Annotated in this window: 14 protein-coding genes; all 14 read right to left on the bottom strand. The window is 61.1% G+C overall.

Translation table 11 applies throughout. The features are described 5' to 3' along the window. Nucleotides 1–206: 206 nt before the first annotated feature. The gene (locus tag QRN36_RS21245) at nt 207–2,483 is read right to left on the bottom strand and encodes a chemotaxis protein CheA (protein ID WP_285425874.1); all 2,277 of its coding nucleotides are present in this window, start codon (nt 2,481–2,483) and stop codon (nt 207–209) included. A gap of 143 nt (nt 2,484–2,626) precedes the next feature. After that, on the bottom strand, nt 2,627–3,415 hold the full coding sequence (locus QRN36_RS21240) for a protein phosphatase CheZ (RefSeq protein ID WP_285425873.1): 789 nt from the start codon (nt 3,413–3,415) through the stop codon (nt 2,627–2,629). Nucleotides 3,416–3,434: 19 nt separating this feature from the next. Next, complete coding sequence (locus QRN36_RS21235) at nt 3,435–3,809, bottom strand: chemotaxis response regulator CheY (RefSeq protein WP_175500148.1); 375 nt, start codon at nt 3,807–3,809, stop codon at nt 3,435–3,437. A gap of 264 nt (nt 3,810–4,073) precedes the next feature. Further along, entirely contained in the window at nt 4,074–4,814 is a 741-nt protein-coding gene (gene fliA, locus QRN36_RS21230; RefSeq protein WP_093459605.1) for an RNA polymerase sigma factor FliA, read from the bottom strand. Next, nucleotides 4,811–5,644 carry a flagellar synthesis regulator FleN gene (gene fleN / locus QRN36_RS21225; protein ID WP_062385964.1) on the bottom strand — a complete coding sequence of 278 codons (834 nt, stop codon included), beginning with the start codon at nt 5,642–5,644 and terminating at the stop codon, nt 4,811–4,813. Before fleN ends, fliA begins: the two co-directional genes overlap by 4 nt. Nucleotides 5,645–5,762: 118 nt before the next feature. Continuing rightward, nucleotides 5,763–7,115 (bottom strand): flagellar biosynthesis protein FlhF, encoded by a 1,353-nt coding sequence (flhF, locus tag QRN36_RS21220; protein WP_285425870.1) that lies wholly within the window; start codon nt 7,113–7,115, stop codon nt 5,763–5,765. An 11-nt stretch (nt 7,116–7,126) separates the two neighbouring features. Then, nucleotides 7,127–9,256 carry a flagellar biosynthesis protein FlhA gene (gene flhA, locus QRN36_RS21215; RefSeq protein WP_285425869.1) on the bottom strand — a complete coding sequence of 710 codons (2,130 nt, stop codon included), beginning with the start codon at nt 9,254–9,256 and terminating at the stop codon, nt 7,127–7,129. Between the two features lie 380 nt (nt 9,257–9,636). Then, on the bottom strand, nt 9,637–10,776 hold the full coding sequence (flhB, locus tag QRN36_RS21210) for a flagellar biosynthesis protein FlhB (protein ID WP_093459614.1): 1,140 nt from the start codon (nt 10,774–10,776) through the stop codon (nt 9,637–9,639). Between the two features lies 1 nt (nt 10,777). Next, nucleotides 10,778–11,563 carry a flagellar biosynthetic protein FliR gene (gene fliR / locus QRN36_RS21205; protein WP_093459617.1) on the bottom strand — a complete coding sequence of 262 codons (786 nt, stop codon included), beginning with the start codon at nt 11,561–11,563 and terminating at the stop codon, nt 10,778–10,780. A gap of 7 nt (nt 11,564–11,570) precedes the next feature. Next, nucleotides 11,571–11,840 carry a flagellar biosynthesis protein FliQ gene (gene fliQ, locus QRN36_RS21200; protein ID WP_093459619.1) on the bottom strand — a complete coding sequence of 90 codons (270 nt, stop codon included), beginning with the start codon at nt 11,838–11,840 and terminating at the stop codon, nt 11,571–11,573. A 25-nt stretch (nt 11,841–11,865) separates the two neighbouring features. Beyond that, nucleotides 11,866–12,609: a flagellar type III secretion system pore protein FliP gene (gene fliP / locus QRN36_RS21195; protein ID WP_093459621.1), complete on the bottom strand. Its 744-nt coding sequence runs from the start codon at nt 12,607–12,609 to the stop codon at nt 11,866–11,868. Continuing rightward, nucleotides 12,609–13,151 (bottom strand): flagellar biosynthetic protein FliO, encoded by a 543-nt coding sequence (fliO, locus tag QRN36_RS21190; RefSeq protein ID WP_285425867.1) that lies wholly within the window; start codon nt 13,149–13,151, stop codon nt 12,609–12,611. The genes fliP and fliO overlap by 1 nt, the downstream gene beginning before the upstream one ends. Beyond that, nucleotides 13,152–13,616: a flagellar motor switch protein FliN gene (fliN, locus tag QRN36_RS21185; protein WP_093459627.1), complete on the bottom strand. Its 465-nt coding sequence runs from the start codon at nt 13,614–13,616 to the stop codon at nt 13,152–13,154. Between the two features lie 61 nt (nt 13,617–13,677). Beyond that, nucleotides 13,678–14,646 (bottom strand): flagellar motor switch protein FliM, encoded by a 969-nt coding sequence (gene fliM, locus QRN36_RS21180; RefSeq protein ID WP_093459629.1) that lies wholly within the window; start codon nt 14,644–14,646, stop codon nt 13,678–13,680. Nucleotides 14,647–14,654 lie beyond the last annotated feature (8 nt).

Genomic DNA, 14,654 nt, shown 5'->3' with positions numbered 1-14,654 from the left:
AAACACTCCATTGGGCCCGCGCTACCCCGAGGGCTGGCGCGGCCTGAATCACATCGCTTGGGCCACAATTGGCGAGCGGCACCGACTTGCGGGACCCGGTCGGCATCGACTTGCAGGACCGGCCCTTCCCGGCGGAAGCCGACCCTGCAACGTCACCCAACCGAATCGGTCCCGCCAGGTACCGCCACCAACGCCGGCCCCATCGATCAGATACGCCGTGCGGCGTAACGCTTGAGCATGCTCGGAACATCGAGAATCAGCGCGATGCGACCGTCGCCGGTAATGGTGGCGCCTGACATGCCCGGCGTCCCCTGCAGCATCTTGCCCAACGGCTTGATGACCACTTCTTCCTGGCCGACCAGTTGATCGACGACAAAGCCGATCCGCTGCGTGCCCACCGAAAGGATCACCACGTGGCCTTCTCGCTGCTCTTCGTGAACGGCAGAGCTGACCAGCCAGCGCTTGAGGTAGAACAGCGGCAGTGCCTTGTCGCGCACGATGACCACTTCCTGACCGTCGACGACATTGGTGGTCGACAAGTCCAGATGGAAGATCTCGTTGACGTTGACCAGCGGGAACGCGAACGCCTGGTTGCCCAGCATCACCATCAGGGTCGGCATGATCGCCAGGGTCAACGGCACCTTGATGACGATCTTCGAGCCCTGGCCCTTGGTCGAGTAGATGTTGATCGAACCGTTGAGCTGGGCAATCTTGGTTTTCACCACGTCCATGCCCACGCCACGGCCGGACACGTCGGAAATCTCGGTTTTGGTCGAGAAGCCCGGCGCGAAGATCAGGTTGTAGCAATCGGTGTCGCTCAGACGATCTGCGGCATCCTTGTCCATGACCCCGCGCTTGACTGCGATGGCACGCAGCACTGCCGGGTCCATGCCTTTGCCGTCATCGGAAATCGACAGCAGGATGTGGTCGCCTTCCTGTTCCGCCGAGAGCACCACGCGACCGCCCCGGGCCTTGCCCGATGCTTCACGCTCTTCCGGCGACTCGATGCCGTGGTCAACCGCGTTGCGCACCAAGTGCACCAGCGGGTCGGCCAGCGCCTCGACCAGGTTCTTGTCCAGGTCGGTTTCTTCACCCACCAGTTCAAGGTTGATTTCTTTCTTGAGCTGACGCGCCAGATCGCGGACCAGTCGCGGGAAGCGACCGAAGACTTTCTTGATCGGCTGCATGCGGGTTTTCATCACCGCGGTCTGCAGGTCAGCGGTGACCACGTCCAGATTGGACACGGCCTTGGACATGGCTTCGTCCGAGCTGTTGGCACCCAGGCGTACCAGACGGTTACGCACCAGCACCAGCTCGCCGACCATGTTCATGATTTCGTCCAGCCGCGCGGTGTCGACGCGCACGGTGGTTTCCGCTTCGGCCGGCGGCTTCTCGCCAGCGGCAGGTGCCGGGGCTCGAGCGGCGGCAGGTGCGGCGGCTGGAGCGGCCCTGGCCGGGGCAGCGGCAGCCGGGGCAGGCGCTGCTTTGGCAGGCTCGACTTTCGGCGCTTCGACCTTGGCGGGCTCGGCCTTCTTCACCGGCGCGACGGCGGTGGCGGCCACGCCCGGTTCGAATTTACCTTTACCGTGAAGCTGATCGAGCAAGTCTTCGAATTCGTTTTCAGTGATTTCGTCGCCCGAGCCTTTCGCCTCGGTGGCGGCCGGCGCTGCAGCGGCAGCAGCCACTGGGGCAGCGGCACCGGCTTCGGGCGAGAACGAGCCCTTGCCATGCAGTTGATCGAGCAATGCTTCGAATTCGTCGTCGGTGATTTCGTCGCTGGCGGCTTCGGAAGCCGGCGCCGCGGCGGCAGCCGGTGCGACCGCATCGACGGCGAACTGGCCCTTGCCGTGCAACTGATCCAGCAGCGATTCGAATTCGGCGTCAGTGATCTCGTCGCTTGGCGCGTCGCCAGACGACTGTGCAGGCGTCGCCGGGGCCGGGGTCGAAGCAACGGCACCCGCCGCTTCGGCCTTGACCGCATTCAGCGAGTCCAGCAGTTGTTCGAATTCCTGATCGGTGATGTCTTCGGACGGCGCTTCGGCCACCGGCTCCGGCGCCACAGGAGCGGGCGCGGCAGCGACTTCGTCAGCCGACGCAGGCTCTGCCAGGCGGGAAAGCGCAGCAAGCAGTTCAGGCGTGGCCGGCGTGATGTCCGAACGCTCGCGCACCTGACCGAACATGCTGTTGACGGTGTCCAGGGCTTCGAGCACAACGTCCATGAGTTCCGCGTCGACCCGGCGCTCACCTTTGCGCAGGATGTCGAACACGTTTTCGGCGATGTGACAGCATTCAACCAGCTCGTTGAGCTGGAGGAAGCCGGCGCCCCCTTTTACAGTGTGAAAACCGCGAAAAATTGCATTGAGCAGGTCCGCATCGTCCGGCCGGCTTTCCAGCTCGACCAACTGCTCGGACAACTGCTCCAGAATCTCGCCGGCCTCTACCAGAAAATCCTGAAGGATTTCTTCATCGGCGCCGAAGCTCATTGGGGGTGCTCCTAAAATTAACCGTCAAACCGATCCGGAAGCTGTTCGGCGATCTGCGCGCATTGCCTTCGTCGAAGCATTGGCGCGCAGCTCAACAGCCACTTTCACATAGAACCCTGAATCGCAGACCCGCAAGCGGGGATCTAGAAGCCAAGGCTGGATAGCAGATCGTCTACATCATCCTGACCGGATACGACGTCTTCACGTTTATCGGCATGAATCTGCGGACCTTCACCCTTGGAATGAAGTTTTTCCTGTTCTTTTTGCTGACGGAACACTTCCTGGTCGTGTTCGATCCCTGCAAAGCGATCGACCTGACTGGCCATCAGCACCAGCTTGAGCAGATTGCTCTCCACTTCGGTGACCAGCGTGGTCACACGCTTGATGACCTGGCCGGTGAGGTCCTGGTAATCCTGAGCCAGCAGAATGTCGTTCAGGTGGCTGGCGACCTCGGCGGCCTCCTTCTCGCTGCGCGTCAGAAAACCATCGACGCGGCGGGCCAGATCACGAAACTCATCGGCACCGATCTCGCGACGCATGAAGCGTCCCCAATCGGCGCTCAAGGCCTTGGCATCGGCACTGAGGCCATTCATCAACGGCGTGCTCTGCTCGACCAGGTCCATGGTGCGGTTGGCCGCGCCTTCCGTCAGCCTGACAACATACGACAGGCGTTCGGTGGCATCGGTGATCTGGGACACTTCTTCGGCTTGCGGCATGTGCGGGTCAATCTGGAAATTGACGATCGCACTGTGCAGCTCGCGCGTCAGTTTGCCGACTTCCTGATACAGGCCGCGATCCCGGGTCTGATTAAGCTCATGGATGAGTTGCACGGCATCGCCGAACTTGCCTTTTTCAAGGCTCGCGACGAGTTCTTGTGCATGTTTCTTCAGGGTCGACTCGAAGTCACCCATTGTCGAATCTTTGGAATCCATAGCGCCCTCGCAGCGGACATCAGCTATTGACGCGCTCGAATATCTTCTCGATCTTTTCTTTGAGCACTTGCGCAGTGAATGGCTTGACCACGTAGCCGTTCACACCGGCCTGAGCGGCTTCGATGATCTGCTCGCGCTTGGCTTCGGCGGTGACCATCAATACCGGCAAGTGACGCAGACGCTCGTCGGCGCGGACCTGACGCAACAGGTCGATGCCGGACATGCCGGGCATGTTCCAGTCAGTCACCAGAAAGTCAAAAGCCCCGCTCTGCAGCATCGGCAATGCGGTGGTACCGTCATCTGCTTCGGCCGTGTTGGTGAACCCAAGGTCACGCAACAGGTTTTTTATGATCCGCCGCATCGTTGAGAAGTCATCAACGATGAGGATTTTCATGTTCTTGTCCAATTCGACCTCCAAGCAGTCTTTAACGCGCCCAGCACCTGGACGCGCGTTCAATCAATACCGGCACAACCCAGTGATCGGCTCTACGAAAATAATAAGGGATGGTGCACATCGAGGGGTCACGAACACGGCGCAACAGGCCGTTCAAAGACCTGATCCGACCGGCTCCTGCCTTGTCTCTCCTGCTTCCCACACCACATTCAGCACAGCCGGTCTTACTTGCAACACGCGAACACCCTGTTCACGTGCGATGAATCAGCGCGCGCGCCACTCTCCCAACCGTCCACGCAACCGCGCGGCGCACTGGCTATGCAGCTGGCTGACCCGAGATTCGCTGACTCCCAGGACCTCACCGATTTCCTTGAGGTTCAGCTCTTCGTCGTAATACAGCGCCAGCACCAGGCGTTCACGCTCCGGCAGATTGGCGATGGCATCCGCCAGCGCAGCCTGGAAGCGTTCGTCTTCCAGATCGCGCGACGGCTCCAGCGACTGGCTCGCGCCGTCCTCGTGCAGCCCTTCATGCTCGCCGTCCTGCAACAGGTCGTCGAAGCTGAACAGGCGACTGCCCAGGGTATCGTTCAAAATCCCGTAGTAATCGTCGAGACTCAATTGAAGTTCGGCAGCAACCTCGTGATCTTTAGCGTCACGGCCGGTTTTTGCTTCAATTGCACGAATCGCGTCGCTGACCATGCGCGTATTCCGGTGAACCGAGCGTGGCGCCCAGTCGCCCTTGCGCACTTCGTCGAGCATCGCGCCGCGAATACGAATACCCGCGTAAGTCTCGAAACTCGCACCTTTGGTAGAGTCGTACTTGGTCGACACCTCGAGCAGACCGATCATGCCGGCCTGGATCAGGTCCTCGACCTGAACACTGGCCGGCAGTCGCGCCAGCAGGTGGTAAGCGATGCGCTTGACCAGCGGGGCATAACGCTCGATCAGTTCGTACTGGGAATCTTTGGATGATTTGCTGTACATGCGATAGCCACTTGCGGTCATGACACGGGCCCTGCGCTGGTCTGATGCACCAGGCGTTCAACGAAAAACTCAAGGTGACCGCGCGGGTTCGCCGGCAGCGGCCAGGTATCGACCTTCTGCGCGATGGCCTTGAACGCCAGCGCACATTTGGAACGCGGGAACGCTTCGTACACCGCACGCTGCTTCTGGACCGCCTTGCGCACGCACTCGTCGTACGGAACGGCGCCAACGTATTGCAGCGCAACATCGAGGAAACGGTCAGTCACTTTGGTCAGCTTGGCGAACAGGTTGCGCCCTTCCTGCGGGCTCTGCGCCATGTTGGCCAGCACGCGGAAGCGGTTCATGCCGTAGTCGCGGTTGAGCAGCTTGATCAGCGCGTAAGCGTCAGTGATCGAAGTGGGCTCATCGCACACCACCAGCAGGACTTCCTGAGCGGCGCGCACGAAGCTGACCACCGACTCGCCGATCCCGGCAGCGGTATCGATCACCAGCACATCCAGGTTGTCGCCGATGTCGCTGAACGCCTGAATCAGACCGGCATGCTGCGCCGGAGTCAGGTGCACCATGCTCTGCGTGCCCGAAGCGGCCGGCACGATGCGTACGCCGCCCGGCCCCTGCAGCAGCACGTCGCGCAGCTCGCAGCGGCCCTCGATGACATCCGCAAGCGTGCGTTTGGGCGTCAGCCCCAGCAATACGTCGACGTTGGCCAGACCCAGATCGGCGTCCAGCAACATGACGCGACGCCCGAGCTCGGCCAGCGCCAGTGAAAGATTCACTGAAACGTTGGTCTTGCCGACGCCACCTTTGCCACCGGTCACCGCGATAACCTGTACGGGATGCATGCTGCCCATGTTAATTTTTTACCTTGTCTTGCTTAGACCTAAGCCACATGTAGGGCTGCACGTTCAGAGTGTGAACAATGCCTGGCAGACCATCGATGCAGGTATATTCCAGTGTCATTTTCCCTACCTAGCCCGCACGCTTGCCGGGACTGTGATAAAGATCCGCAAACATATCCGCCATCGCTTCCTCGCTAGGCTCCTCCTGCATCTGCACACTGACAGCCCGGCTTACCAACTGGTGCCGGCGTGGCAAATGCAGATCATCCGGTATCCGTGGACCATCGGTGAGATAGGCCACAGGCAGTTCGTGAGTGACCGCCAGGCTGAGGACTTCGCCCAGGCTGGCCGTCTCGTCGAGTTTGGTCAGGATGCACCCGGCCAGACCGCAACGCTTGTAACTGTGATACGCCGCCGTCAGCACCTGCTTCTGGCTGGTGGTGGCCAGTACCAGATAGTTGCGGGCACGGATGCCACGACCGGCGAGGCTTTCCAACTGCAGGCGCAAGGCCGGATCGCTGGCTTGCAGGCCCGCGGTGTCGATCAACACCACGCGCTTGCGCAGCAGCGGCTCCAGCGCCTGCGCCAGAGACTGGCCCGGATCGACGTGCGTCACTGGCACGTTGAGGATCCGGCCCAGGGTTTTAAGCTGTTCCTGAGCACCGATACGGAAACTGTCCATGCTCACCAGCGCAATGTTCTGCGCGCCGTATTTCAACACATAACGGGCGGCCAGTTTGGCCAGCGTGGTGGTCTTGCCCATACCGGCAGGACCGACCATGGCGATCACACCGCCCTCTTCCAGCGGCTCCACGTCCGGCGTTGCGATCATGCGCGCCAGATGGGCCAGCAACATGCGCCAGGTGTGCGCCTGATCGCCACCTTCCGGCACCATCGCCAGCAGATCACGGGACAGCGGACCTGACAGGCCGATGCGTTGCAGACGACGCCACAGATTAGCCTGTTGCGGGCGGCTGCCTTGCAGCTGGTTCCAGGCCAGCGAACCCAGCTGGACTTCCAGCAGTTCGCGCAGCCCGTTCAATTCGGAGCGCATCGAATCGTAGGCGCGCTGGCTGACCGCAGGCTCCACGGGACGCTCGGCGCGTTCGGCACGATCGGCCGCCATGGCGGCGTGGATCGATGGGCGAAACGGTTCTTCGAGCGTCGGCTCGATCTGCTTGCTGTCATCCATCGCCAGCCCTGCGAACAACTGACGATTGGCGACAGTGTCCAGCTCGCTGCGGTGGGTCAGCTCAGCCTGAGCGGTGACGATGCGCGACTGAGTCTTGCGCAACTCGTCTTCGAGCTCGATGTTCGGCACACGCGGCGCCAGCGCAGACAATTTGTAGTCCAGCGCGGCAGTCAGTTCCACGCCGCCGGCGATGCGCCGGTTGCCGATGATGGCCGCTTCGGCGCCCAGCTCATCACGAACCAGCTTCATGGCTTGTCGCATATCGGCGGCGAAAAAACGCTTAACTTGCATGACTCACTACCTCAGCCGTTCGGCCCGACAGTCGCTACGATGGTGACTTGCTTATTGTCAGGAATTTCCTGGTAAGCCAAAACATGCATATTCGGAACAGCCAGGCGTCCAAAGCGGGACAACATGGCGCGAACCGGACCTGCGACCAACAAAATGACCGGCTGACCCTGCATCTCCTGACGCTGCGCTGCTTCGATCAACGAGCGCTGAAGTTTCTCAGCCATGCTCGGTTCGAGCAGAACGCCTTCTTCCTGACCCTGTCCAGCCTTCTGCAGACTATTGAGCAATATCTGTTCCAACCTTGGCTCAAGCGTGATAACAGGCAGCTCCGGCTCAATGCCGACAATGCTTTGCACGATTGCGCGGGACAAACCGACCCGTACGGCAGCGACCAATGCGGCGGTATCTTGACTCCGCGCAGCGTTGTTGGCGATAGCCTCGGCAATGCTGCGAATATCGCGCACCGGCACCTGCTCGGCCAGCAACGCCTGAAGCACCTTGAGCAGCGCCGACAGCGACAACACGCCCGGCACCAGTTCCTCGGCAAGTTTTGGCGATCCCTTGGCCAGTAAAGCCATCAATTGCTGGACTTCCTCATGGCCAATCAACTCATGAGAGTGCTTGTACAGAATCTGGTTCAGGTGGGTTGCCACAACGGTACTGGCGTCCACCACGGTGTAACCCAGCGATTGTGCCTGCGCCCGCTGGCTGATTTCGATCCAGACAGCCTCCAGACCGAACGCCGGGTCTTTGGCATTGATGCCGTTCAGACTGCCAAATACCTGACCTGGGTTGATCGCCAGCTCCCGATCCGGGTAAATCTCGGCTTCGGCCAGCGTCACGCCCATCAGCGTCAGGCGGTAGGCGCTGGGCGCCAGGTCAAGGTTGTCACGGATGTGAACGGTCGGCATCAGGAAGCCCAGCTCCTGGGAAAGCTTCTTGCGCACGCCCTTGATCCGCGCCAGCAACTGACCACCTTGATTACGGTCCACCAGCGGGATCAGACGATAGCCCACTTCCAGGCCGATCATGTCGATCGGGGTCACGTCATCCCAGCCCAGCTCTTTGGACTCCTGCGCACGACTCGGCGCAGGCAGCAACTCTTGCTGACGCTTGACCTCTTGAATCGCGGCCAGCTTGACCAAGTTCTGTTTTTTCCACAGCAGGTACGCGCCCCCGGCAGCCAGCAGCCCCAGGCTGATGAACGAGAAGTGCGGCATGCCCGGCACCAGCCCCATGACCACCATGATGCCCGCCGAGACGGCCAGCGCCTTGTGCGACGAAAACATCTGGCGCCCGACCAGCTTGCCCATCTCTTCGGAACCGGAAGCACGGGTCACCATGATCGCTGCAGCGGTGGACAGCAGCAGCGAAGGCAGCTGCGCCACCAAACCGTCACCGATGGTCAGCAGCGCGTAAACCTTGCCGGCGTCGGCGAAAGTCATGTTGTGCTGGAGGATGCCCACCAGCATGCCGCCGATGAGGTTGATGAACAGGATCAACAGACCGGCGATGGCGTCACCGCGCACGAACTTGCTGGCACCGTCCATGGAGCCGTAGAACTCGGCTTCCTGGGCGACTTCCAGACGACGACGCTTGGCTTCCGGCTGATCGATGAGGCCGGCGTTGAGGTCGGCGTCGATCGCCATCTGCTTGCCGGGCATCGCGTCGAGGGTGAAACGCGCGCTCACCTCGGAAATACGGCCGGCACCTTTGGTCACCACGACGAAGTTGATGATCATCAGGATCGCGAACACCACGATACCGACGACGTAGTTACCGCCGATCACCACTTCACCGAAGGCCTGGATCACCTTACCGGCGGCGGCGTGGCCGTCCTGACCGTGGAGCATCACGACGCGGGTGGAAGCGACGTTCAGCGCCAGGCGCAACAGCGTGGCGATCAGCAGGATGGTCGGGAAAACCGAAAAATCCAGCGGGCGCAGTGCGTAAACGCAGACCAGCAACACGACGATGGACAGGGCGATGTTGAACGTGAAGAACACGTCCAGCAAAAAGGGTGGCATCGGCAACATCATCATTGCCAGCATGACCAGCAACAGCAACGGCACGCCCAACTGACCACGGCCGAGGCCGACCAGTCCGATGCGTGCGTTAGAGATTAACTGAGAGCGATCCACCGATTTTTTACCTGCGCGTTAACCAAAACTTTGACGCCAGAGGCGTTGTAATGCAGGTATTGCAAAAACCTGTCCAACATTGGCAGCGGGCTAAAAATATCAGAATGCCAGTATTTGGATCCCGTGGGACGTAGAACGTCCAGGGCGGCATTACCACGCGGAGCGTGGGAACGATCGTAAAAGCAGGAGCTCTTCCCGGCTGAAGCCGGTCCTACGGGGTGCGCGGTGTGTCAGTTGATCGTTCCTACGCTCCGCGTGGGAATGCATCCCTTGACGCTCCGCGTCACTTAGCCCGTGGGACGCAGAGCGTCCAGGGCGGCATTACCACGCGGAGCGTGGGAACGATCGGAAGAAGGGCATCAGATCAGCGGAGATAAATACTAAGAATCCCGCCTCAAGTCCGGCGGAATCGGCAAATCTTCACGCAGCGGATCAGGCCGCTTGCCGCGCCCCTGACGGAACTGGCGAATCTGATACACGTAGGCCAGCACCTGCGCCACCGCCAGATACAACCCTGCCGGAATTTCTTGTTCCAGCTCGGTGCTGTAGTAGATCGAACGCGCCAGCGCCGGCGACTCCAGCAGCAGAATCTGATGCTGAGCTGCGATCTCGCGGATCTTCAGCGCCAGGAAATCGCTGCCCTTGGCCAACAGCACCGGCGCCCCGCCCTTGTCTGCGTCGTATTTGAGCGCAACGGCATAGTGAGTCGGGTTGGTGATGATCACGTCGGCTTCCGGAATCGCCGACATCATCCGCCGCTGGGACATCTCGCGCTGCAACTGGCGAATCCGCTGCTTGACCTCCGGCCGGCCTTCGTTGTCCTTGTGCTCGTCGCGCACTTCCTGCTTGGTCATCATCAGCTTGTTGCGCGCTTCCCACAGCTGCACCGGGACATCCACCGCGGCGATGATCAGCAGCCCGAACGACATCCACAATGTGTTCCAGCCCACCAGTTGCAGGCTGTGGATGACCGCCATTTCCATGGGTTCGTGCGCGATGGCGAGCAGGTCGTTCTTGTCCTTCATCAACACCACGACCGCGACGATCAGCACGATGAAGAACTTGGCGAACGACTTGACCAGCTCGATCAGCGCCTTGGGCGAGAACATGCGCTTCAGACCGGCCGCCGGGTTCAGGCGACTGAACTTGGGCGCCAGCGAGCCCGCCGCGAACAACCAGCCGCCCAGCGACACAGGCCCGACCAGTGCGGCGATGGTCAACGCCACCAGCAGCGGCTGGATCGACCACAGCGCCGCCTTGCCCGAGACCATCAGCATCAGCGTCATGCTGCGCTCGTCCATCAAGGTCTCGCGGGTGATGGTCAGGTTGTCGCGCATCAGCTGCATCATCATCTCGGCCATCGAACCGCCGAATGCCAACAACCCGGCGGCGCCGACCAGCATCACGACGACGGTGTTCAGCTCCTTTGAGCGGGCGATCTCGCCCTTCTCCCTGGCCTCACGTTTGCGTTTGTCCGTGGGGTCTTCTGTTTTGTCCTGACCGCTCTCGCTTTCAGCCATGTCAGCGCGCCTTGACCATGTCCCTGAGCAACTGCAAGGCGTCGACCGCCAGCGGTTGGTATTGAGTGAGAATGTCGCCGAGCGAGACCCACAGGACCCACATGCCCAGCACCAGCGTCAACGGAAAACCGATGGTGAAGATGTTCAGCTGCGGCGCCGCCCGGGTCATCACGCCCATCGCGATGTTGAGCACCAGCAACGCGGTGATCGCCGGCAGCACCAGAATCAGCGCCGCGCCGAGCACCCAGCCCAAGCGCAGCACCAGCTCCCAGAAATTGGCGAGCATCAGCCCCTCACCGACCGGCAGCGTGGTAAAGCTTTCGATCAGCACTTCGAACACCACCAGATGCCCATTGGTGGAAAGAAACAGCAAGGTCACCAGCATGGTGAAGAACTGGCCGATCACCGCCACCGACACCCCGTTGATCGGGTCGATCATGGAGGCGAAGCTCATGCCCATCTGCACGGCGATGACTTGGCCGGCAATGACGAAGGCCTGAAAAAACAGCTGCAGCGACAGCCCGAACGCCGCGCCGATGATGATTTGCTCGGCGATCAGCAGCAACGCACTCAAGTCCAGCGCGTGAACCGGTGGCATCGGCGGCAGGCTGGGGGCGATCACGACGGTGATCGCCAGCGCCAGATAAAGACGCACACGGTTGGGGACCAGCGTGGTGCCGAAGATCGGCATGGTCATCAGCACCGCAGCGATCCGGAACAGCGGCAACATGAACGCCGCCACCCACGTGCTGATCTGCGTGTCGGTCAGCGCCAGCACAGGTTCCATTCGTGACTCAGCCGATGACTTGCGGGATGCTGGTGTACAGCGAAATGATGTATTCCATGAACGTGCGCACCAGCCACGGACCGATGACGATCAGGGTCACCAGCATCACCAGCAGACGCGGCAGGAAGCTCAAGGTCTGCTCGTTGATCTGCGTGGCCGCCTGGAACATCGACACGATCAGGCCCACGATTAGGCTGGGCACCACCAGAATGGCCACCATGGTGGTCGTCAACCACAACGCGCTGCGAAACAGATCGATTGCCACTTCCGGGGTCATGCTGCGCACTCCTCGTCAAACAGGTTCATACGCCGCCGAAACTGCCGGCCAGCGTGCCGATGACCAACGCCCAGCCATCCACCAGCACGAACAGCATCAGTTTGAACGGCAGGGAAATGATCAGCGGCGAGAGCATCATCATACCCATGGCCATCAACACGCTGGCGACGATCAGGTCGATGATCAGGAACGGGATGAAAATCATGAAGCCGATCTGAAACGCGGTCTTGAGTTCGGATGTCACGAACGCCGGAACGATGATGGTCAGCGGCGCGGCATCGGGCGAAGCGATGTCGGTGCGCTTGGACAGGCGCATGAACAGCTCGAGGTCGCTGGACCGGGTCTGCGCCAGCATGAAGTCCTTGACCGGCACTTCCGCCTTGGCGACTGCATCCTGGGCCGTCAGCTTTTCGGCCAGATACGGTTGCAACGCGTCGGTGTTCACACGATCGAACACTGGCGCCATGATGAACAGCGTCAGAAACAGCGCCATGCCGGTCAGGATCTGGTTGGACGGCGTCTGTTGCAGGCCCAGCGCCTGACGCAGGATCGAAAACACGATGATGATGCGGGTGAAGCTGGTCATCAACATGACGAACGCCGGAATGAAGCTCAGCGCCGTCATGATCAGCAGGATCTGCAGGCTGACCGAATACTCCTGCTGGCCGTTCGCGCCGGTACCCAACGTGATCGCCGGGATCGACAGCGGGTCGGCGCCGAACGCCAGCGGCGCTGCCAGCAACAACAGCAGCGTCAAAACAATGCGCATCAGTTCTTATCCTTCCGATCCGGGTTGCCGAAGCTGTCTTTACCCACGCGCTGCCCGCTCAGGCCTTTGCTGCCGAGCGCTTCCATCAACCGCCTGGCGAATTCCGGTGTGGCGTTCTGGCTCTCGGGCACTTCGACCGGCTCGTTCATCACGTGCAACGCCGTGACGCTGCCGGGCGACACACCCAGCAGCACTTGCTCGTTGCCGACCTGAACCAGCACCAGCCGGTCGCGCGGACCCAGCGCCCGCGAGCCGACCAGCTCGATCACCTGATTACCCGCAGGACCCGCGCGCTGAACCCGGCGCATGAGCCAGGCCAGCACGAAAATGAGGCCGATGACCAGCAGCAGACCCAGCACCAGTTGCAGCAACTGACCGCCAATGCCGCTGGTCAGCGCGCCGGCCACTTGCGGCGCGGCAGGAGCCGGAGCCGACGATGCAGCAGCAGGCGTCGCAGCGGGCGCTGCCGGATCGGCCGCCATCACCACCCAGGACATCGCCAGCAGCGGCAAGCCCGACAGCGTTCTCAGAAAACCGCTCATTCAGCGCAGCTTCTTGATGCGTTCACTCGGGCTGATCACGTCGGTCAGGCGGATGCCGAACTTCTCGTTCACCACAACCACTTCGCCGTGGGCGATCAGCGTGCCGTTGACCAGCACGTCCAGCGGCTCGCCCGCCAGACGGTCCAGCTCGATCACCGAGCCCTGGTTCAACTGCAGCAGGTTGCGAATGTTGATGTCGGTACTGCCCACTTCCATGGAGATCGACACCGGAATGTCGAGAATCACATCCAGGTTCGGGCCATCCAGCGAAACGGGAGCATTGTTTTTCGGCACGCTGCCGAACTCTTCCATCGCCATGCGGTTGGTAGAGGAATGACCGGCATCGGCAGCCAGCAGTGCGTCGATGTCCGACTGACCACCCTCTCCGGCTTCGCCCAGCGCAGCCGCCCACTCATCGGCCAGGGCCTGATCGTCAGCGGAGTTCATATCGTTTTCATCAGCCATGGTTGTCCTCGGCGAGCATTGATTCGTTTACACAGCACATTCATTTGCTGACGACAAAGTGTCAGCGACGTTCTACCGGTTCGACCACTTGCAGGGCCAGATTGCCCTTGTGCGAACCGAGCTTGACCTTGAAGGACGGCACACCGTTGGCGCGCATGATCAGGTTTTCCGGCAGTTCCACCGGGATCACGTCACCGGGCTGCATGTGCAGGATGTCGCGCAGCTTGAGCTGACGACTGGCGACCGTGGCCCGCAAGGGCACCGAGACATCCAGTACGTCTTGCTTGAGCGCGTTGACCCAGCGTTCGTCCTGATCGTCGAGATCGGACTGGAAGCCGGCGTCGAGCATTTCGCGGACCGGTTCGATCATCGAGTACGGCATGGTCACGTGCAGGTCACCGCCACCGCCGTCCAGCTCGATGTGGAACGTCGACACGACGATGGCCTCGCTCGGACCGACGATGTTGGCCATGGCCGGGTTCACTTCCGAGTTGATGTACTCGAAGTTCACTTCCATGATCGCCTGCCAGGCTTCTTTCAGGTCAATGAAGGCCTGATCGAGCACGATCCGCACCACGCGCAGTTCGGTCGGGGTGAATTCACGCCCTTCGATCTTGGCGTGACGGCCGTCGCCACCGAAGAAGTTGTCCACCAGTTTGAACACCAGCTTGGCGTCCAGAATGAACAACGCGGTGCCGCGCAGCGGTTTGATCTTGACCAGGTTCAGACTGGTCGGCACGTAGAGCGAGTGCACGTATTCGCCGAACTTCATCACCTGCACGCCACCCACCGCCACGTCGGCAGAACGACGCAGCAGGTTGAACATGCTGATGCGGGTATAACGGGCGAAACGCTCGTTGATCATTTCCAGGGTCGGCATGCGTCCGCGGACGATGCGGTCCTGGCTGGTCAGGTCATAACTTTTGACGCTGCCCGGTTCGATGACGCTTTCGGTCTGCACCAGACCATCGTCCACGCCATGCAACAGCGCGTCGATTTCATCCTGGGACAGCAGGTCTTGCACGGCCATGTCGTGGT

This window comes from Pseudomonas sp. efr-133-TYG-103a, from assembly GCF_030209235.1.
Taxonomy (GTDB): domain Bacteria; phylum Pseudomonadota; class Gammaproteobacteria; order Pseudomonadales; family Pseudomonadaceae; genus Aquipseudomonas.
This window is presented reverse-complemented; position numbering and strand designations above follow the sequence as displayed.